We start from the raw sequence: 19675 nt of genomic DNA on the forward strand, positions 1-19675 counted from the left end.
ACAACGCAAAGCGAAACAATTACCGACATCTACTGACATCCGGTAAAGGCCAGCGTGGGCGCGGCGGTGCTGCCACCTGCCGACACCGTAACCGGCGCCGTGGTCTGCTTGGGCTGCGTGCAATCGGCCGTGCCGCCCGACATCGGCACAAACGCCTGGCCCTCAACGACGTAAACCGCGTTGCCGGCCGCGCCCGCTGTATACGTCGTTCCGTTCGCCGCGAATGCGCCGACGGTCGGATTCACCGGCGGAAGGGTCATGGTGTAGCTGGCTGGGGAGGTGACGCTGAGCGTCGCCGATTGCGTGCCGGCCGGAATCGTGAAGTTGGTGGCATTCACGTTCTGCAACGCTGACAGCAAGACATCGGCAGACGTGGCGGCGCTGCTGGCGTTGACCGAGGTCAACTGGCCGGTGATGGTCCCCGGCGAAGTGTTGGTGCCGGTGACCGCAGTCATCGGGATATTGCCGAGCGCGCTTCCTTGTGGCACGCCGGTGGTGATGGTCGCCGCGTAGGCAACGTTGGCGCCGCTCACCGCAACCGCCACCACGTCGTACGTGCCGGCGGAAACAGGACAGAAGTTGAATGCGCCGGTGCTGTCGGGCGTCGTCTGCATGATCACGCGGTCCACGCCGCTGGCGTCCTTCTGCTCCAGGGCGACGATCGCTTTCCCGCCGGCGATGGGGGAGTTGGTCGCTTTGTCCACCAGCGTGCCAGTGATCGATACCGCGGTCACCGCTACTTCTCCCGCGTGCAGGACGGGCGTGAGGCGGAACTGGCCGGTGCCCAGCACCACGATCGACGCGCAGGTATCGAAATTGATGTTCAGGTCCTTGGTTTCACCCGATGCGACGGTGAAGCTGCCGCCGGCAATCTGGCCGGGAGGAATCTTGATTCCGGTCGTCGACTCGCTGGAGAGTTGGAGCGTTTGCGGCGTCGCGGTTGCCGCTACGACAACGCAATTCGCTCCCGCTACGCCGCAGTGGTTGTTGGCAGGAATGGCGCTGTTGTTGGCGAGGATGATGCGGATTAGCTGATACGTGCCAGGCTGCAGCGCGGTGTTGGAAACCAGGGTCGCCAGGAAGCACTGGCTGGTCGCGGCGGCGAGCAGGTCCACCTGCTGCGGGGCGTTTTTCAGGTTGGGCGTCAGGTCAACCCAGTTGGGATCGTTGTCGGCGGCGGTGGCGCTGGTGTTGATCTGGACGTCGGTGATCGTCACCCAGACGTTGCTGTAAGGACCGCCGGCGGCCGACGAGCAGGTGGCCGGGTCACTGATCGTGACGCTAACCGCAGCGGGACTGATGGAGATTCTTGTCGGGGCGCTGCCTCCGCCTCCGCTGGTGCACGCAATCAGAATGGCGAGCAGGACAACAACGGCTGCGAGTACCGGAATTCGAGTGCGGCACCTCATGAACCACCTCCTCAGAGCGCGTAATAGAGCTTCACGGCAAGCGACGTTCCACGGCAGCCGGTTGCAATAACAGTGTAATCGTACAGGCAGACACGGATTGCGCGGCGCAGGAAAAGTCGCCTATTTACCGCAGAGTTAATGGCTTACAGGCAGTTTCGCCGCGGGATCGACGAGGCGCCCAGCGCCGGGACGCGCCGCTGGGACGGGTTGCGTGTGGGACAAAGCAAAGGCATTGCCGATTGTCGATTGTCGATTGATGATTTTGTTCGCAGGCGAACGCGCTCCAAAACAGCACTAAATGTTCATCTGCGGCGAGCGGCCGGGCATCTGTTGCTGATGGGAGGCTGAGGGGCATGCTGGGCTACCTACGCGAAATGTTTCTATTCGACGACTGGGCCAACCGCGAGGCGCTGCGCTCGTTGCAGGAGATGGAACATCCGCCGGAGCGCGCTCGCAAGGTGATGGCGCACATCGTGGCCGCCGAGCTGTTGTGGATGGCGCGGCTGCAGCAGGGGAGGCAGCAGACCGCGGTGTGGCCGGAGTTCGGGCTGGAGGATTGCGAACGGCAGATCGCGGAGCTGCGGCAAGCCTGGGAGCAGTACCTGGCGGAACTTGTGGACGCCGACCTCGACGCCGAGATTGCCTACACCAACTCCAAAGGCGAGCAGTACAACAACGAGGTGCGCGACATCCTGATGCACGTGCTGATGCACGGCGTGTATCACCGGGGGCAGATTGCGGCGGCGGTGCGGGACCGCGCCGGCGAACCGGCGTACACCGACTTCATCGAGGCGGTACGGAAGGGCAAGCTGACGGTGGCGAGTTCGGAGTTTTGAGTTGAGTCGCGAGTCGCGAGCAAAAGCTAACCGCAAAGGACGCAAAGGGACGCAAAGGGAAAACCACAAGGCCGGGTTTATACGGATGAACGCGGATCAGATCTGATTGTCTGATCCGTGTTCATCCGCGGCGATCCGTGGTTGAATCTTTATTTCTTCGCACGCGCGGCCTCGCCGATGCGGCGCGAAACCTTGAAGACCATGCGCCGGCGCGGCAGGTCCGCTTCCACGATGACGTGGTCGCCGTGCAGCACCTCGCCGTCGAGAATCTTCAGCGCCAGCGGATCCTGGATCAGACGCTGGAGGGCGCGCTTCAGCGGGCGCGCGCCGTACTGCACGTCGTAACCTTCGGTGAACACCAATTCCTTGGCCGCATCCGTCAGCTCGAGGGAAATCTTGCGCTCGGCCAGCAGGTGGCGCAGCGATTCCAGTTGCAGCTCGACGATGCGCGTCAACTGCTCCTTGCCCAGCGGGTTGAACAGGATGATGTCGTCCACGCGGTTGAGGAACTCGGGCTTGAAGCTGGCTTGCACCACCGCCATCACCTGCGCGCGCACACGCTCGAACGCGGCGGGCGTGGCCAGGTTCTCCGGCGTCAGGTACGAGGCGCCCAGGTTCGAGGTCATGATGATGATGGTGTTGCGGAAGTCCACCACGCGGCCCTTGCCGTCGGTGAGGCGTCCGTCGTCCATGATCTGCAACAGCACGTTGAAAACGTCGGGATGCGCTTTTTCGATTTCGTCGAACAGCACCACCGAGTAAGGACGGCGGCGCACTGCCTCGGTAAGCTGCCCGCCCTCTTCGTAGCCGACGTAGCCCGGAGGCGCGCCGATCAGGCGTGCGACAGCGTGGCGCTCCATGTACTCCGACATGTCAATGCGCACCATGTTGTGCTCGTCGTCGAAGAGGAATTCGGCGAGCGCGCGGGCGAGTTCGGTCTTGCCCACGCCGGTGGGGCCAAGGAAGATGAACGACCCGATGGGACGGCGCGGGTCGCTGAGCCCGGCGCGTGAACGGCGGATGGCGCTGGCGACCTTCTCCAGCGCCGCGTCCTGCCCGACGACGCGCTGGCGCAGCCGGTTCTCCATGTCCACCAGCTTCTTGACCTCACCCTCCAGCATTTTGCTGACCGGGATGCCGGTCCATTTGCTGACGATGCGAGCGACGTCCTCCTCGTCCACTTCTTCCTTCAGCATGCGCGCGGACTCGCCGTCGGCAGACGCGCCATCCGCTTCCTGGTTGAGGCGGTCGAGTTCGGCCTGGAGCTGCGGCAGCTCGCCGTACTGGATCTGCGAGGCGCGGGTGTAGTCGCCTGTGCGGGTGGCCGACTGCTCTTCCAGCTTGAGCTTTTCGATGCGCTCCTTCAGCTCACGAATGCGGTTGATCTTCGCTTTCTCCTGCTGCCATACGGCTTTCAGGCGGTTCGATTGCTCGCGCAGGTTGGCCAGCTCTTTCTCGACGGTGGCGAGGCGCTCGCGCGAGTTGACGTCCGTCTCCTTGACCAGCGCCTGGCGCTCGATTTCCAGTTGCGTGGCGCGGCGCTCGAGCTGGTCGATTTCCGTGGGCATGGAATCAATCTGGATGCGCAGCGAGGCGGCGGCCTCGTCAATCAGGTCAATCGCCTTGTCGGGCAGGAAACGGTCGGTGATGTAGCGGTGCGAGAGCGTGGCAGCGGCGACAATCGCCGAATCCTTGATGCGCACGCCGTGGTGGACCTCATAGCGCCCTTTCAGGCCGCGCAGGATGGCGATGGTGTCCTCGACGTTGGGCTCGCCGACAAAGACGATCTGGAAACGGCGCTCCAGGGCGGCGTCCTTTTCGATGTACTTGCGATACTCGTTCAGCGTGGTGGCGCCGATGGCGCGCAGATCGCCGCGAGCCAGGGCCGGCTTCAGCATGTTGCTGGCGTCAATGGCGCCTTCGGCGGCGCCGGCGCCGACCAGGGTGTGCAGCTCGTCAATGAACAGGATGATCTTCCCTTCCGACTCCTCGATCTCCTTCAGAACCGCCTTGAGGCGATCTTCAAACTCGCCGCGGTACTTGGCGCCGGCAAGCATGGCGCCGAGGTCCATGGCGACCACGCGCTTGTTCTTCAGGATTTCAGGTACGTCGCCGGAGACGATGCGCTGGGCCAGACCTTCGACGATCGCGGTCTTGCCCACACCGGGTTCGCCGATCAGCACCGGATTGTTCTTGGTGCGGCGGGAGAGCACCTGCACGACGCGGCGGATTTCCTCGTCGCGGCCGATCACCGGATCGAGCCTGCCGCGGCGCGCCAGCTCATTCAGGTCCTTGGCATAGCGCTCCAGAGCCTGGTATTTCGCTTCCGGATTCTGGTCGGTAACGCGCTGATTGCCGCGCACCGCGGTGAGCGCCTTGAGCACGGCATCGTGGGTGGCGCCGTGACGGGCCAGCAGGTCGTGCGCCCGGTCGCCGCGCTGGTCGGTCATGGCCAGCAGCAGATGCTCGGTGGAGACGTACTCGTCCTTAAAGTTATCCGCCTCTTTGAAAGCCTGGTCGAGCAGGCGCTGCGCGGTGGTGGAAAGGCCGGGCTGCGCGGCGCCGCCGGAGACGCGCGGCAGTTCCTCCAGAACCTGGTTGGCCTGCGCAAGGATTGTCTGCGGACCGGCGCCGACTTTCTCCAGCACCGGAGCGACAATGCCCTCCCGGTCCTCCAGCAACGCGACCAGCAGGTGCATGGGCAGCAATTCGGGATTGCCGCGCTCGGAGGCAACTTCCATGGCGCGCTGCACCGCGGCCTGCGCCTTGACCGTCAATTTGTCCCAACGGATTGGCATATTTTTAGCTCTCAGCTTTCAGCTATCAGCCGTCAGCTAAAGACGGCCGATCCTGAAAGCACTCTTGCTTCAGATATTTGATTCTTAACCGCTCAAAACTTCAAAAAAATCGGGGAGACGGTGTTCACAGCCGTCTCCCCCTGCTCCGCCGCTGATTGCTGACGGCTGATCGCTAATGGCTGTTTTACGCCGCCTTGCCCTTGCCCTCCAAGGTCTTCTGGCCCGGGCCGACGCTGACCTTGATCTGCTTCGGCTTGGCTTCGGCCTTCTTGGCCAGCTTGATCTTCAGCAAGCCGTTGTCGTACTCGGCGCTGACGCTGTCCGGATCCACCGTGTTGGGCAGCGTGAAGGCGCGGTAGAAGCTGCCATAGCGCCGCTCGAGGCGATGGAAGTTCTCTTCCTTCTCTTCCTTCTCGAACTTGCGCTCGCCGCGCACGGTCAGGGTGTTGTTCTCCATGCGGACATCCATGTCTTTCTGCTCGATGCCCGGAACTTCAATCTTGAGGGTGATGTTGTGCTCGTCCTCGTAAATGTCCACGGGCGGAACGAAAGCCGATGTGGCCAGGCTCTCTTCCGTGCTGCCCGGGCCATAAGTGTCCTGGAACAGACGGTTCATGCGGCTGGTGATCAGGTTCAACTCCCGGAACGGATCCCAACGAATGATCGGCATAGCAAGTTCCTCCTTGACTTTGGTGGCTGACTCGCCTCAAGCGCCAGCTTGGGGGCTTCATCAGTGCTTTACAATTTACAATCATAAAATCTTAGTGTGTTACTGTCAATCATTGTTTCACGTTTAATATCAGCTAATTACATACATAGTTGGCCTCTCGATGTGGCGGGAAGCCGCGCAAAAAACACCTGTCGCTGGAAGTTGAGGCCCACGCGCCTTGATGCGCAGGAGGGGAGAAGGGTGGCTGTGGAAACCGGCAAATTCGCTAGCTGGGCTTTTCTGCCACCAGCCACATGCTGTCGCTGGTAGGAAAACGGTCGAATGGACCGAAGCGCAGCACGCGCAGTCCGCTGGCGCGCAGCAGGCGGTCGAGCAGTGCCGGCGTGAAGTAATTCACGTGGTCAGGATGGCGAATACCGCACCAGCGCCGGCCACGGACGATGCGGTTCCAACTGGCGAAGTTCGGCACCTTGACAATGGCGCGAGCTCCGGTGCGCATGACCCGTACCACATGCTTCAGCACGGTGCCCGGGTCCAGCTCGTGCTCGAGATAGGAAGTCATGAGCACGCCGGAGAAGGAGTCCGCCGGGAGGCGTGGGAGCACCGCGATGGCGTGGCCCTGGATAGCGTCTCCTCCGCGGCCGGAAAAACGAGCGCGTGCCATGGACGCCAGCTCCCTGGAAACCTCGACTCCGAACGGTACGTAGTCATCCGGTAGCTTGAGCAGGGTGTGGCCGCCGGCGCATCCGAGGTCCAGGATTTGCCCGGGCGCAATGTACCGCCGAACCCACGACATGAGCTTATCCCGCCGCAAGAGCCGCTTGGGAATGCTTTGCAGAGTGCGGCTTGCATAGTACAAGATCGGCTCTCGCCGGCGTCGCAGCCGGCCTTCTTCCGCCCAGGTTTTTTCCCAGGCCAACTCCGTTTCCAGCTTCTGATACGCGGGTGCGTTCTCCAGGTAGACCAGCCCGCATCCGGCGCACTGCTTCAATTCCCACGGCGGCTCGGAATAGGGATGGACAGGTTGGGAACGGTTGTCGAAGTTACAAATCGGACACCGGCGTAGGACGAGATCGGGCAGCACGCCGCAGGCTACCACGGATTTTGCCCAGTCACTTGGCGTCGATTCTGGCCAGACGGAAGGTCAGGGTGCCCCAGAACATACGGGAGCGCATTTGGACGGGGATGCGGCGGGCGTCGTCGGAAAGCCAGATCCAGACCCGTCCGCGGCTCTTGAGCAGCCCGGAAGCGGCTTCCGGGGAGACGCGGATGGTGGAAAAGGTTCCGGCAGGCGTTTTCACCTGCTCGCGGGCCTCGACGTGAACCCGCACGTCAACCGTGTCTCCGCCTTCGTTGAGTGGAAAGGTATAGGTGGAATCGGGAGCGAGCGGCTGCGCGGCGACATAAAAGACGCCGGAAAGGATATCGGTGACGCAGCCGGGAATCTCGTGCTCCACGTGCTTGGCCTGGCCGCTCTTGAGGTTGGTTTCATCGAGGATGCTGCGGCGGCGGGCATAGTTGAAGTTGATCAGCGTTTCGCGGGCGCGGAAGCCCTCTTCGGTGTGCTTGGTGAGCGTCTGGGAACAGAAGGTGCGGCGGTCGAAGGTGGACTCGAAGCGATCGTGGACGGGATAGAGCAGGGCAACGACGCCGCTGGCTTCGGCCGTGCCGCTGACGCTCTCATTGTCGCCGGCCTGGTTAATGGTGATGCGGGCAGTACCAGCGGTCCACAGCCGCCATTCGGCCTGGTACACGAATGCCTGGCCGTTGGGGAAGGTGTAGTTGTCGGGCACGGGATGGATCTGCGCCACCGGGCCGATGGTCGCGGGCTGCTGGCCTGCGAGCTTGACACCGATGGCGGCGCACAGTAGTGCGCAGGCGGTCGCGAGGAGAAGTCGTTTCATGACGAAGATCAAGCTACCGGCCGGCCCAAAGCAGCTTGGCCACGAGCGCCGCGATCATCACCGCTGTACCAATCAGAGCATTGTACTCGCGATGCTGGAGATAACGCTGGCGGGAAAACGATCCCGCGGACGTGGTGTGCGGGCGCAAGCGCGGCAACAGGCGCGGGACTTGGCGCGCGTACTGGTCGAACTCGGAGAAGCGCGAGCGCAGGAAACTTTCTTCTGCGAGAATCACGGGGATGTAGATGGCGACGAACAGAACAACGAGCGCGAGCGCGATCCACCAACTCAGCGCGGCCACGGCAAACCCGAGGGCGATCACGATGGAACCGAGGTAGAGCGGATTGCGCGTGTAGGCGTAGGGGCCGGAGGTGGTGAGCTCGGAATTCTTGCTGATGTGGCCGGAAGCGACGGCGCGAATGGCGATTCCGATAAGAGCGATAAGGCCGCCCGCAGCCAGGGAAATCCACGTCGGGCGTGCGCGCCAGAGGTAGAGCGCGGCGAAAGCGAACCCGAGGGGAACGCGGATGCGTCGCGCGATGCGGGACCAGGTCATCGCGGCGCCTCGGAAGTTTGCGCCAGGAGATGACGCGCGGCTGCGATCACCTCGGCGGCGGTAATCTGCAGCAGGCCCGCCTCGGGGTCCTTCTCGTGCGAGGTCGTAGTCTGGCTTACCTGGGAGCGCAGCACAATGGCGCGATGGGTGTAAGGGCGGTTGCGCGCGGGGTCGGTGGGGCCGAACAACGCGACCACGGGAACGCCCACCGCCGCGGCCAAGTGGACAGGGCCGGTATCGCCTCCGATGCAAATGCGCGCACCACGGCAGAGCGCGATGAGTTCACTGACCGTGGTTTGCAGGGCGATGGCGACAGGAACTTCCCCACCCTGTCGTCGCCCTTCGACTGCGCTCAGGGCAGGCTTCCCCAGCGACGACAAGGGTGGGGCACCCGCAACGCCGTTGGCAGCGCGTTCGACATCGCGCGCCAGTTGCTCTTCGCCGGGGCCGAAGTTCACGATGGCGCGAAGTCCATGAACCGCAAGCGCGCGTACCACTTCCGCATAGCGTTCCGCCGGCCAGCATTTTGCTCCCCAGCCCGCGCCCGGATTCACCAGCGCAAAGCCGTGCAGGCCGAGCGTGTGTAGCTGCTGCTCGATGGCGCGTTCGGCGGCAGGATCGCGCGGCAAGGGGAAGCTGAGTTCCTCGGGTCCGAAACCCGGGCCACACAATTCCTGCGCGAGCGAAATATTCTGCTCGACGATATGGCGTCCACGCGCGGCAACCTGGTGCGTATAGAAAAGGGTGGCGGGTTTTTCGCGTGGCTGCATGAAGCCAAAGCGGCGCGGCACGCCCGATAATTGCGCCAGAATCGCCGATTTCCACGCTCCCTGAAAATCAATCGCGAGGTTGTAGCGCACCGCGCGCAATTGGCCGAGCGCATCGCGGAACTCCTGCCAGGTTTCGCCGGAGAATAGCGCCGAACGCCAGGCAAGCGTGTCCACGATGTGGACCATGTCCACCAGAGGTTTTTCCGGGGAGCGAGGTCCGCTAAGCGCGGCGCCGGAAGAAAGCAGCGAGGCCCAGCGCCGCTCGACCGCCCAGCCGATGGTTGCGCCGGGGAATGCGCGCCGCAGGGCAGCCACCGCGGGCAGGGTGTGAATGATGTCGCCCATGGAGCCGAGGCGCACGATCAGCAAGCGCGCAAGGTCGCCGCTCACGGACGCTCCTTGCGGCCGATGCGGGCGATGAACTCGGTGGCGGAGTGGTTTTTGGGATCGCCGACAATGGCCACGCGCCCGCCGCACTCGACGACGGTGTCACGCTCGGGAACGTTGTCGGCGGTGTAGTCGGTGCCCTTGGCGTGGATGTCGGGGCGGATTTCGCGGATGAGGGCGCGAACGTCGGCCTCAGGAAATACCACCACCGCGTCCACGTCGGCGAGGGCGGCCAGGATTTCGGCGCGCTCGGCGGCGGGCATCAGCGGACGGCCGGGACCCTTCAAGCCGCGCACCGACTCATCCGCATTGAGACCGACCACGAGCTTTCCGCCGAGTTGCTTGGCGGCGCGGAGATAGCGGATGTGGCCGACGTGCAGCAGGTCGAAACAGCCGTTGGTCAGGATAATGCGCTCGCCGGCGCGGCGCCATTCCTCGACGCGGCGGCGCAGTTGATCGCGGGTAAGGACTTTGTTTTCGTGCGTGCTCATCAAAAAGACTTAACCGCGGATCTACGCGGATTTAAACGGATCGGATTTCATTTCCTTATCCGTGTAGATCCGTGGCGATCCGCGGTTTGCATTTCCTCCGCGCCTTCCACGGCCTGCAAAAGTTCTTCGCGGCTGACGGTGGCGGTGCCTCGCTTCATCACCACGATGCCTCCGGCGTAATTGGCCAGGTGCGCGGCTTCCTGGGCGTCGGCGCCGGCGGCGAGCGCGGCAGTGAAGGTGGCGATGACGGTGTCGCCCGCGCCGGTGACGTCGGCCACCTGGTCGCTGCCGTGAATCGGAATCTCGACCGGCTGGGTGCGTCGCGCGAAAGCCACCATGCCGTCGCGGCCGCGGGTGATGACCAGCGCGTCCAGCTTCATGCGCTCCAGAATTTTCTTGCCGGCGGCGAACAGGCGCGCGGAATCGGCGCCGATGCGCAGCCCGAGCGCATGTTCGACCTCGGGCTCGTTGGGCGTGGCGGCGGTGGCGCCGGCGAACTCCAGCAGGCGGTAACGCGAGTCGAGCGTGACCGGAATGTCCTTCAGACTGCCGCGCGAGCGCAGGTCCTTGAGCATTTGCGGTGTGGCGGCGCCGTAGCCGTAGTCGGAAATGAGCAGCGCATCGGAAGCGCGCAGAAACCGGTTGGCGGATGCGACCAGGTCTTGCTGGTGCATGAAGTCGAGTTCGCTCTCCGGTTCGCGGTCCACGCGCACCACCTGCTGGCGCGCGGTGTGCGTCATGCCGGCGAGGATGCGCGTTTTGGTGACCGTCGTGTAGCCCTTCAATCGCAGGATGCCGGAGGTGGAGATGCGCTGCTGGCGAAAGGCGCGGAGCAGCAGGCGTCCGGGCTCGTCGTCGCCGACCACGCCCACCGGCAGCACGGTGACGCCCAGCGCGGCGAGGTTGTAAACCGCGTTGCCCCCGCCGCCGGGAACCACGGTGCGCTCGCGGTGCTTGAGGATGAGTACCGGCGCCTCACGCGAGACACGGGAGATTTCGCCGTAGATGAATTCGTCGGCTACCAGATCGGCGACGACCGTGATGGTGAGGCGCGGAAAGGCGTCCACGATCTTGCGCAGACGGTCGAGTTGTTTGCTGGGCTTCAAGCTGTCATTCACCACCGAGTCACCGAGGACACCGAGTCAACACCGAGTTCCCAATTCTTGATGAGCCGCTGATTAACGCAGATGAACGCTGATCTGAATCGTAGTCCGATTACAACGAACTGGCATTTTCTCATGACAGCGGTTTCCCGCGGCTCTTCAGAGTTTCCAGCAGGAAATCCAGCGCACGCGGGGCGTCCTGCAAGTCCATCTTCACGGGCACCACCGCCAGCGGCTGCAGAGAAGCGAGAAATCCGCCGAGATTGACCGCGTCCTTCTCGGTGGTCGCAAAGCCGTCGGCCTGGTTCTGCTCGGCGACGAACTGGAGATCTCGCAAATCTTTTTCCGTGTAGGCGTGGTGGTCGGGAAAGACGACCTCGGCCGCCGGATCAACGCCCGCCTTGCGCAGTTGCGCGAAAAAACTCTGCGGGCGGGCGATGCCGCAGAAGGCAAGCGGGTGCGGCGGCAAGCCGCTGGTGACAATGCCGCGGCGGACACGCCACACGGCTTTGCCCGTGAGCGGAAAGTTGTCCGGCTCGGCGCCGCTGGCGAGCACGACAGCATCGGCGCGCCGCAACGCGCTGAGCGGCTCGCGCAGGCGGCCGGCGGGAAGCAGGCGGTCGCGGGCGTCGTCGGGCGTGACCAGCACGATATCGAAGTCGCGCGCCAGTTGGCGGTGCTGGAAGCCGTCATCGAGCAGGTGAAGTTGCGCTCCGAAGCGCTCTTCCGCCAGGCAGCCGGCCTGATAGCGCTCCTCGCCGAGAATCACCGGGCATTGCAGGCGGCGCGCAATCAGCAGGGGTTCATCGCCAAAATCGCGCGGCAGCCCGCCCGGATCCACCAGCGCGACTCCGCTGCTCTGGCGGCGATACCCGCGCGACAGCACGTCGAAGGCGATGCCGCGGGATTGCAGCAGCTCCCCAAGCAGAATGACGAAGGGAGTTTTTCCCGAACCGCCGACAGCCAGGTTGCCGATGCTGACCACCGGGCCCTTGAGGTGTTTCGCAGGCAGAGCGCCGGCGTCATACAGCGAATTGCGCAGGCGGACCGCGCCACCAAACACTCGGGAGAGGATGCGGGTCGCCATCAGGTCTCCACCCGCGAAGAAATCTTGGACGCGGTGGCGCAATCGGCGGCTGGGGCGGCGTGTTTTCCGAGAAGAGATTGCAGCGCGGAAACGGTGCGTGCGGTGGCGCCGGCATTGTCGCGCAGGATTTCGCGGGCGCGCGCGCCCAGACCACGGCAGCGGGATTCGTCGGCGAGCAGGCTAAGGAAGGTTGGCGCAAGCTCGTCAGCCGGGGCAACCACCACGGCGCCGGCGCGGCGGAAGAGCGTGACCATGTCGCGAAAATTCTCCGTGTGTGGGCCGACTACGATGGCCGAGCCGTGCTGCGCGGCCTCCAGGATGTTGTGGCCGCCTTTGGCCACCAGGCTGCCGCCCACGAAGGCGATGTCGGCGAGTTGGTAAGTGGAAGCAAGCTCGCCGATGGTATCCAGGAGAAAGATTCCGGGTCCGAGCGGTTCTGAAGCGCTCCACTGCGACCTGCGCCAGAACTGGATGCCGGATGCGGCGATGAGTTCGGCAACTGGCGCGAAGCGCTCGGGATGGCGCGGCGCCAGAATCATGAGTGCATTCGGATAGCGTTCGCGGACAGCGGTAAAGGCGCGCAGCAGAATGGGTTCTTCGCCGTCGACGGTGCTGCCGCAGACGAGGACGGGAGCGGGAAAAGACCCACATTTGCCAAACCCAGGCAAATGTGGGGCACCCTCGAGAGCGGGCGCGATATTGAGCGCCGATTTAAGCTCGGCCACCAGCGGCGCTTCGGCCGCCGGCTTGAGATCGAATTTCAGGTTTCCGCTGACCTGGACACGTTTCTCCGGCGCGCCGATTTCGATCAGGCGACGACGGTCTTCATCGCCTTGCGCAAGAAACAGAGGCGCCAGGCGCAGAAGGTTCGGCCAGAACTCGGTCTCGGCGATGACGATCAGTTCGGGGCGCAGCGCTTGCAGGTAAGGGCGCACCGCGAAGGCGAAGTCGATGGGGAAGTAAAACACGTCGGCGGCGCCGAAGCGATCGCGCGCCAGCGCCTGCCCGGTCGCGGTGGTGGTGGATACGGCAATCCTGTACGACGGCGCGCGCTGCTGCAGTTCGGAGATCAACTCGCTGACGGCGAGCACTTCACCGACGGAAACGGCATGTACCCAGATGGTGGGGCGGTGCGGCGAATCGCGCAGGCGCTGGGGCACGCGTCCGAAGCGCTCGGCGAGTCCGGCGCGGTACTTGCTGTGGCGCAGCAGGCGGAACAGCCAGACGGGCGAGGAGAGCAGCAGGGCCACGGCGGCCAGCGCGCTGTAGAGGAGATACATGGGTGAAGGGACATTCTAAATACAGTTTCGAGTTTCAGTTTCAGTTTCAGCACGGGTAGCCCAGTTAATACAGTTTCGAGTTTCAGTTTCAGTTTCAGCCCAGTCTGGCACAGTTTCATTTCAGTGTTCGGTCACCCAAAGGCGAGTTCCAAAACTGAAACCGAAACCGAAACTGAAACTGAAACTGAAACTGTTCCTTCCCATTTGCCGCGGCGGCGGGGCAGGATTGATAATCCTGGGTATGGATCGGTCGAACTATCGTTGGTGGCTGGCGGCAGCGGTGATGATGCTGGCAACGTTGGCGATTGCCAGCAAACAATACATGGCGCCCAAGGCATTTCCCGCCAAGACGTATCCGGCGCGCGACGAGCATCCGGATGAGAAAGTCACGATCGCCGCCGATCCCTACGACATGCCCGACAAGGCCGCGCCGGTGTTCACGCTGCCGTACAAAGACAGGGGCTACCTGCCGATTTTCCTGGTCATCACCAACGACGGCGACCAGCCGGTGGCGTTGAACCAGATGGAAGTCAAGCTGGTGACCGCCAGCCGAAGCAAGCTGCAGCCGGCCAGCATCGAGGACCTGTACCGGCGGTTCTCGCGGGTGAAGCGCCGCGGCGACGAGGTCAGCCGCAATCCGCTGCCCATTCCGCTGCCCCGCCATCCCGATGCAGGACTTCCCAAAGGCGGGGGCGAGGAAATCCAGAACGCGCAATTCGGCGCCAAGGCGGTGGAGCCGCACGCCACGCAGGCTGGCTTCCTGTTCTTCGATATCGAAGGCATCAGCCAGCCCCTGGCCGGGGCCCATCTCTACGTCACCCGGGTGCGCGACGGCAACGGTACCGAATTGATGTTCTTCGACATCGCGCTGGAGAAATATCTGACCTACAAGCCGGGAAGCTCGGGAAAGTAGGTTATCAGTTTACGGTTATCGGTTTTCGGTAACAGCATCAAGACAACGGCAATCGCTAATTACCGAAAACCGTTAACCGACAACCGATAACGATTCAACGCCCCATTCCCTCGTCCATGGCGCGGTTGGCGAGTGCGTCGGCTTCCTTGTTCTTGCCGCGCAAGACGTGGTGGATGTTGAACCAGTCCAGCTTCCCGATCAGCGCTTTCGCCTGCCGGTGCAATTCCATCAGTGTCAGATTGCGGACCTTGTATTGGCCATTGATTTGTTTGACCAGCAGTTCGGAGTCGCTGATCACCTCCAGCGCCTTGCAACCGTGGGCCAGGGCGTATTCCAGGGACGCGATCAGGCCCATGTACTCCGCGTAGTTGTTGGTCCGGTGGCCGAGGAACTGGCTGAGTGCGGCGAGGCGGCGCCGGGCGGCATCCTCGAGCACCACGCCGTAGCCGGCGGGACCGGGATTCCCGCGCGCGCCACCGTCAATGTGGGCGATCAGGCGATCTTCCGGCAATTTTTCGACAAGCGCGCCAAACAGTTCCTGCGAGGCGGCGGGCTTTTTGCGGCGAGGGTAAGGACGGAAAGGCATGAGGCAATTTGTAATTTGTAATTTGTAATTGGTAATTTGCTGTGTTTTGCGCGCTGTCGAAAGCACTAAGCGGCACTACGCTGCCGGTAAATTACAAATTACCAATTACAAATTACAAATGCTTCACCGTCCCTGTGCCAGCCGGGTCGCCAGCCGTTCCGGCAGGTCGGCGGCGATGATCCGCTGCTGCGCTGCCGCCACGTCGTACTTCACACGGTAATAGGTGACGGAGTAGGCCTCGGTGTCGAACAGGGCAAAGGCGGCCCGCCAGTCGCCGTCGCGCGGTTGTCCCACCGAACCGGGGTTGATCAGGTAGCGCATGCCCTTGCGCAGCTTGAAGACGAATTTCTCGGAGGCGCCGTGCGAGTTGTACACCGGATGGATGGCGGCAGCATCGTCGGTTCCCGCGAAAAATCCTCCCTGGATATGGGTGTGCCCGAAGAAGGTCAGCGGAACTTCGGCTTCGGCGAGCGCGCGCAGCGCCTCCGGCACCAGGATCAGATATTCGTCTTCGTCGTACGGCGAGCCGTGTACGAACCGGACGCCTTCCACTCCCTCCAGCGGCGCCGGGCCCTGCGGCAGCGCGCGCAGCCATTCCAGGTTCTCTTTGCGCAGCACCGTGCGCGTCCAGATGACCGCTATGCCGGCAATGGGGTTGAAGTCCTCCATGTTGCTCAACCCGGAGCACGCCTTGTCGTGATTGCCGCGGACGACGATCTTACCCAGCTTGCGCGAACGTTCCACCACCTCATTCGGACTGGCGCCGTACCCGACGACGTCGCCGAGATTGACCACCAAGTCGTGCTCCGGCGCCTGCTCCAGACAGGCGTCCAGAGCTTCCAGGTTGGCGTGTATGTCGCTTAACAGGAGTATCCGCACGTGGTGCTCGCGATGGAGCGATCTGGGATTATATAGCCCCGAGGTTGTATAGCACCAATAGGGCAATAGGAAGTCAGAAGTAAGAATTAAGAAGTAACAAGCGAAAGTCGCTGATTTCTGAGTTCTTACTTGTTACTCCTGATCCCTACTTCTGAGTTACTTCTTAATCCTTACTTCACTCTACTTCACTTCTTGATTCTGACTTCTTAGTTCTGACTTGTTCACCACCGGGCACCTTGCCAGGTGTCCGGGCGCGACCTCGACCAGAGGCGGCAGCGCGCGGCTGCAATCGGGAATGCGGAACCCGCAGCGCGGTTCGAAGGCACAGCCCGGCGGCAGCGAGGTCAGGGAAGGCACGGTGCCTTCGATGGTCGGCAGAGCGCGCGAACGGTCGGTGTGCAGCGTGGGCGCGGAGTGCAGCAGGCCGCGCGTGTAGGGGTGCGCGGCAGAGGCGAATACATCGCGCGCCGGGCCGAGTTCGACGATGCTTCCGGCGTACATCACGGCTACGCGGTCGCAAACTTGGGAGACCACCGCCAGGTCGTGGGAGATGAACAGCATCGCCAGGTTGAATTTCCGGCGCAGGTCCGCCAGCAGGTCAAGGATTTGCGCCTGGATGGTGACGTCGAGCGCGGTGGTCGGCTCGTCGGCAATCAGCAGTTGCGGCCGGTTCACGATCGCCATGGCAATCATCACGCGCTGCCGCATGCCGCCGGAGAGCTGGTGCGGGTAGTCGCGGGAACGGCGCTCGGGCTCCGGAATGCCGACCTCGTGCATGGCATCCACCGCACGTGTCCACGCTTCGGACTTTGTCAGTCGCCCTGCTCCGTTCTTGCCGTCGACGGTCGACGGTCGACGGTCGACTGACCGATGCGCCAGCACTGCCTCCGCAATCTGGTCTCCCACGCGCATCACCGGGTTGAGCGCGGTCATCGGCTCCTGGAAGATCATGGCCATACGCGCGCCGCGGATGTCGCGCATCTGGTCGGAGGAAGCGGAGAGCAGATCGCGGCCCTCGAGCCGCAGTTCGCCCTCGACGCGAGCCTCCGTGGGCAGCAGTCGCATGATGGCCAGCGCCGTGGCCGATTTGCCCGATCCGGATTCCCCCACCAGCCCTAACACTTCGCTGGGCGCAAGCGTCAGGCTGACTTCCCGGACGGCAGCGAGCAGGCCTTGGCCATCACGCGTCGGAAAGCTCACCTTCAGCCGATCCAAAGCAAGCAGGGGAGGCACGAGCCCATAGTACATCGGGTGATGGGGCGATCTGGTGATCGGGTGATTGAACGCCTGATGCATCCCGCCTAGGGCGCGGTCTTTTTGGAAAATTTCTGTTCGAATTTCTTCAGCTTGGGGGCGATGACGTACTGGCAGTAGGGCGCGGAGGAATTCCCAGCGTAATATCCCTGGTGATAATTCTCGGCGACGTAAAACTGCTTGGCGGGCTCGACGGCGGTGACGATGGGATTGGGAAAGGCGCGCGCGGCGGTGAGGTCGGCGATGGCCTGCTCGGCCTGGCGACGCTGGTCGTCGGAGGCGTAGAAGATCACGGAACGATATTGCGTACCGGAATCGTTGCCCTGGCGATTGAGCGTGGTGGGATCGTGGATGGTGAAAAAGATGTCGAGCAGGTCGCGGTAGGTGATTTGCGCCGGGTCGAAGGTGACCCGCACCACCTCGACATGGCCGCTGGCGCCGGTACAGACCTGTTCGTAAGTGGGATTTTCGCGGCGTCCGCCCATGTAGCCGGACTCGACCGACTTCACGCCGGTGGCGCGGGCGAACACAGCTTCCAGGCACCAGAAACATCCGCCACCGAAGACGGCAGTTTGTTGTTCGGACATGCGAATTAGATGCGGGAACCAGGTGCGAGTTGCGGGTTGTGAGTTGCGAGAGAGTACCGAGTACTTAGTACCGAGTACCGAGCAAAAGCGCGCCCTGAGTCGCCTGCCAGAAAAATTAGAGCCCCGGCGAGGGTGCCGGGGCCTACAGGTTCAACCTAATCGCATTGCCGCGTGGGCAGCGCGTCGTTGATGCAATTTCACCGCGTCTCTAAAGCTGTGGCGGTGGCGGCGGCGGCTGTTGGCCTTCGCCCTTGGGACCCATGCCCTGCCAGTGGCCTTTGCCGCGGCCCTCATGCTGCTTCATGGAATCGAGCTTCGCCTGCTGGTCGGAGGTGAGGAAGCCGCGAATCTGCGTCATGCTCTGTTCGTGCAGGTCGCGCATCTTGGCGTGGCGGTCCTGCATCGACAACGAGGTGTCTTTGCTAAGACTCTGCGCCTGCGTGGACTCGGTTTCCAGGATGGGCTTGATCTTGGTTTTCTGGTCGTCGGTGAGATTCAAGATGCGCGAGAGGTGGTCGAGGTGCTGCTGCGGGCTAGGCGGCCCGCCCATGCGACCCATGTGGTCGTGTGGCCCGCCCATCTGGCCCTGCGGTTGGGCTGGCGGCGCCTCGGTTTGCGCGACCATGGTGAGAGGTAACGCAACCGCAAGCAGAATTGCGACGGCGAACGCGGTACGTGCTTTGGTCATCGGTGCTCCTTTTCGATCGGCCGCACGCGGCGGATTGGATGCCGATGCGGAAACGTGAACGGTGGAATGCGCCGGGACAGACTCCCGCCCCGCATCCTGTTGCATGAGAACACGGGGCAGTGGAAAAAGTTGCCGGTTCAGGTTGCGAGCGGCGCCGGTCCTATTCATGACGCAGGGCGACGACGGGATCCATGCGGGCGGCCTTGACCGCGGGATACATGCCGAAAAAGAGTCCAACGCTGGTGGCGACGGTGAAGCTGGAAAGGACCGCCCAGGCTGGCACAAAGGTGGGCAGGCTGGGCACGAAGAGGTTCACGGCCCCGCTGATGGCGTAGCCCACGAGAATGCCAACGAGGCCGCCGGTAGCCGCCATGACCATGGCCTCGGTGAGAAATTGCCAGATGATGTCTCGCCGCCGCGCGCCCATAGCCTTGCGCACGCCGATCTCGCGGGTGCGCTCGGTGACGCTGACCAGCATGATGTTCATCACCCCGACACCGCCGATCATCATGCCGACGGAAGCGATGACGATGATGGCCAGGGCCACCATGCCGACAATGTTGTGGAAGTCGCGGATGAGGGATTCCGAGGTGGCAAACTCGAAGTCGTCGCGCTTGTCGTACATGACGCGGCGGCTGCGGCGCAGGGCGACGCGAGACTCGTCGATGGCAACGTCGAGCTTGCCGGGTGCAGCTTCGATACGGATGCCGTGTTGTTTGGCGCTGGGATAATACTTGTGGAACGTCCAATAGGGAATCACAAGGCGGCGATCGCTGTTATCGGGACCACCGAGGCCGCCCTTGGGTTTTTCGAAGACCCCCAGCACCTCGAATTCATGACCTCCGACGCTCACCGGTTTGCCGATCGGATTCACGCCCGGGTAAAGGCCGGTGGCGACATCGGCGCCGATCACGGCGACCTCGCGATGGTGAAGGTTCTCGGGTTCGGTGAAGGCGCGGCCCTGGGCAACGATGGCGTTGGCGTACACGGAAAAGAACTCGCCGGTGGCGCCGCGGAGGTCCAGGGCGGTGACCTCCTGGCCCCGGTAGCGCGCCGTATTGATGGGCTCGTCATTGAACAGCGAGACGGTAACGTGGACGCAGGCCATGCAGGATTCGCGGACGGCGAGATAGTCGTCGTAGCTGATGGGCTTGCGGGTGCGCTCCTCCTTGGTCAGGCGTCCGAAGTGGGGGCCGGTGGGTAGGGCTGAGAAGAACGCGGTATTGGTGCCGTAGCCCTGGATGGTTTCCTGGATGTTGCGGTCCAGGCCCATGAGAAGCGCGACCACCGCAATGAGGGTGGCAACCGCGACCATGATGCTGATCAGCGTAAGCGCGGAGCGCAGTTTGTTATTGCGCAGCGTGTCCAGAGCCATGATCACGTTCTCGAGCAGGCTCTGGCGCTTCGAATTGGCCAACAGCGGCATCGCTCTTGTGTTTTCCTCGGCGGCTAAAGCCGCCAGAATCGCAGTCTCGAA

Annotated in this window: 19 protein-coding genes; 2 read left to right on the forward strand and 17 right to left on the reverse strand. The window is 63.1% G+C overall.

Annotated elements, in window-relative coordinates; genetic code table 11:
- Nucleotides 1-29 precede the first annotated feature (29 nt).
- The gene (locus LAN70_12755) at nucleotides 30-1409 is read right to left on the reverse strand and encodes a DUF4382 domain-containing protein (GenBank protein MBZ5512022.1); all 1380 of its coding nucleotides are present in this window, start codon (nucleotides 1407-1409) and stop codon (nucleotides 30-32) included.
- A 353-nt stretch (nucleotides 1410-1762) separates the two neighbouring features.
- Here LAN70_12755 and LAN70_12760 point away from each other — a divergent pair, with 353 nt between their 5' ends.
- Nucleotides 1763-2245, forward strand: coding sequence for a DinB family protein (locus LAN70_12760; protein MBZ5512023.1), 483 nt, complete (start codon nucleotides 1763-1765; stop codon nucleotides 2243-2245).
- Nucleotides 2246-2394: 149 nt separating this feature from the next.
- On the opposite strand, the gene clpB is transcribed toward LAN70_12760, so the two are convergent.
- The 10 genes from clpB to LAN70_12810 all read right to left on the reverse strand — a co-directional run bounded on the left by clpB (nucleotide 2395) and on the right by LAN70_12810 (nucleotide 13291).
- Complete coding sequence (clpB, locus tag LAN70_12765) at nucleotides 2395-5043, reverse strand: ATP-dependent chaperone ClpB (protein MBZ5512024.1); 2649 nt, start codon at nucleotides 5041-5043, stop codon at nucleotides 2395-2397.
- Between the two features lie 184 nt (nucleotides 5044-5227).
- Nucleotides 5228-5713 (reverse strand): Hsp20/alpha crystallin family protein, encoded by a 486-nt coding sequence (locus LAN70_12770; GenBank protein ID MBZ5512025.1) that lies wholly within the window; start codon nucleotides 5711-5713, stop codon nucleotides 5228-5230.
- A 265-nt stretch (nucleotides 5714-5978) separates the two neighbouring features.
- Nucleotides 5979-6812, reverse strand: a complete 834-nt coding sequence (locus LAN70_12775; GenBank protein MBZ5512026.1) for a methyltransferase domain-containing protein — start codon at nucleotides 6810-6812, stop codon at nucleotides 5979-5981.
- Nucleotides 6813-6825: 13 nt separating this feature from the next.
- The gene (locus tag LAN70_12780) at nucleotides 6826-7617 is read right to left on the reverse strand and encodes a DUF3108 domain-containing protein (GenBank protein ID MBZ5512027.1); all 792 of its coding nucleotides are present in this window, start codon (nucleotides 7615-7617) and stop codon (nucleotides 6826-6828) included.
- 13 nt (nucleotides 7618-7630) lie between these two features.
- Nucleotides 7631-8173: an isoprenylcysteine carboxylmethyltransferase family protein gene (locus tag LAN70_12785; GenBank protein ID MBZ5512028.1), complete on the reverse strand. Its 543-nt coding sequence runs from the start codon at nucleotides 8171-8173 to the stop codon at nucleotides 7631-7633.
- On the reverse strand, nucleotides 8170-9333 hold the full coding sequence (locus tag LAN70_12790; GenBank protein MBZ5512029.1) for a glycosyltransferase family 9 protein: 1164 nt from the start codon (nucleotides 9331-9333) through the stop codon (nucleotides 8170-8172). The genes LAN70_12785 and LAN70_12790 overlap by 4 nt, the downstream gene beginning before the upstream one ends.
- Complete coding sequence (locus LAN70_12795) at nucleotides 9330-9821, reverse strand: adenylyltransferase/cytidyltransferase family protein (GenBank protein MBZ5512030.1); 492 nt, start codon at nucleotides 9819-9821, stop codon at nucleotides 9330-9332. The genes LAN70_12790 and LAN70_12795 overlap by 4 nt, the downstream gene beginning before the upstream one ends.
- A gap of 47 nt (nucleotides 9822-9868) precedes the next feature.
- Nucleotides 9869-10927 carry a bifunctional hydroxymethylpyrimidine kinase/phosphomethylpyrimidine kinase gene (locus LAN70_12800; GenBank protein MBZ5512031.1) on the reverse strand — a complete coding sequence of 353 codons (1059 nt, stop codon included), beginning with the start codon at nucleotides 10925-10927 and terminating at the stop codon, nucleotides 9869-9871.
- A gap of 130 nt (nucleotides 10928-11057) precedes the next feature.
- Nucleotides 11058-12011, reverse strand: a complete 954-nt coding sequence (gene lpxK, locus LAN70_12805) for a tetraacyldisaccharide 4'-kinase (protein ID MBZ5512032.1) — start codon at nucleotides 12009-12011, stop codon at nucleotides 11058-11060.
- The gene (locus tag LAN70_12810; GenBank protein ID MBZ5512033.1) at nucleotides 12011-13291 is read right to left on the reverse strand and encodes a 3-deoxy-D-manno-octulosonic acid transferase; all 1281 of its coding nucleotides are present in this window, start codon (nucleotides 13289-13291) and stop codon (nucleotides 12011-12013) included. The genes lpxK and LAN70_12810 overlap by 1 nt, the downstream gene beginning before the upstream one ends.
- Nucleotides 13292-13532: 241 nt before the next feature.
- On the opposite strand from LAN70_12810, the gene LAN70_12815 reads away from it, so the two are divergent.
- Nucleotides 13533-14204, forward strand: a complete 672-nt coding sequence (locus tag LAN70_12815) for a hypothetical protein (GenBank protein MBZ5512034.1) — start codon at nucleotides 13533-13535, stop codon at nucleotides 14202-14204.
- A 94-nt stretch (nucleotides 14205-14298) separates the two neighbouring features.
- Here the strand turns inward: LAN70_12815 and LAN70_12820 are convergent, their stop codons facing one another.
- The 6 genes from LAN70_12820 to LAN70_12845 form a co-directional block, all read right to left on the reverse strand.
- The gene (locus LAN70_12820) at nucleotides 14299-14790 is read right to left on the reverse strand and encodes a ribonuclease HI family protein (protein ID MBZ5512035.1); all 492 of its coding nucleotides are present in this window, start codon (nucleotides 14788-14790) and stop codon (nucleotides 14299-14301) included.
- Nucleotides 14791-14913: 123 nt separating this feature from the next.
- Nucleotides 14914-15669, reverse strand: coding sequence for a metallophosphatase family protein (locus LAN70_12825; protein MBZ5512036.1), 756 nt, complete (start codon nucleotides 15667-15669; stop codon nucleotides 14914-14916).
- 180 nt (nucleotides 15670-15849) lie between these two features.
- A complete protein-coding gene (locus tag LAN70_12830; protein MBZ5512037.1) occupies nucleotides 15850-16917 on the reverse strand; it encodes an ABC transporter ATP-binding protein in 1068 nt (355 codons plus the stop codon).
- A gap of 53 nt (nucleotides 16918-16970) precedes the next feature.
- Entirely contained in the window at nucleotides 16971-17510 is a 540-nt protein-coding gene (msrA, locus tag LAN70_12835; protein MBZ5512038.1) for a peptide-methionine (S)-S-oxide reductase MsrA, read from the reverse strand.
- 208 nt (nucleotides 17511-17718) lie between these two features.
- The gene (locus tag LAN70_12840) at nucleotides 17719-18198 is read right to left on the reverse strand and encodes a hypothetical protein (protein MBZ5512039.1); all 480 of its coding nucleotides are present in this window, start codon (nucleotides 18196-18198) and stop codon (nucleotides 17719-17721) included.
- A gap of 160 nt (nucleotides 18199-18358) precedes the next feature.
- The gene (locus LAN70_12845) at nucleotides 18359-19624 is read right to left on the reverse strand and encodes an ABC transporter permease (protein ID MBZ5512040.1); all 1266 of its coding nucleotides are present in this window, start codon (nucleotides 19622-19624) and stop codon (nucleotides 18359-18361) included.
- Between the last annotated feature and the right edge of the window lie 51 nt (nucleotides 19625-19675).

It is taken from the genome of Terriglobia bacterium, from assembly GCA_020072845.1.
In the GTDB taxonomy this organism is placed as follows: Bacteria; Acidobacteriota; Terriglobia; order Terriglobales; family Acidobacteriaceae; genus JAIQGF01.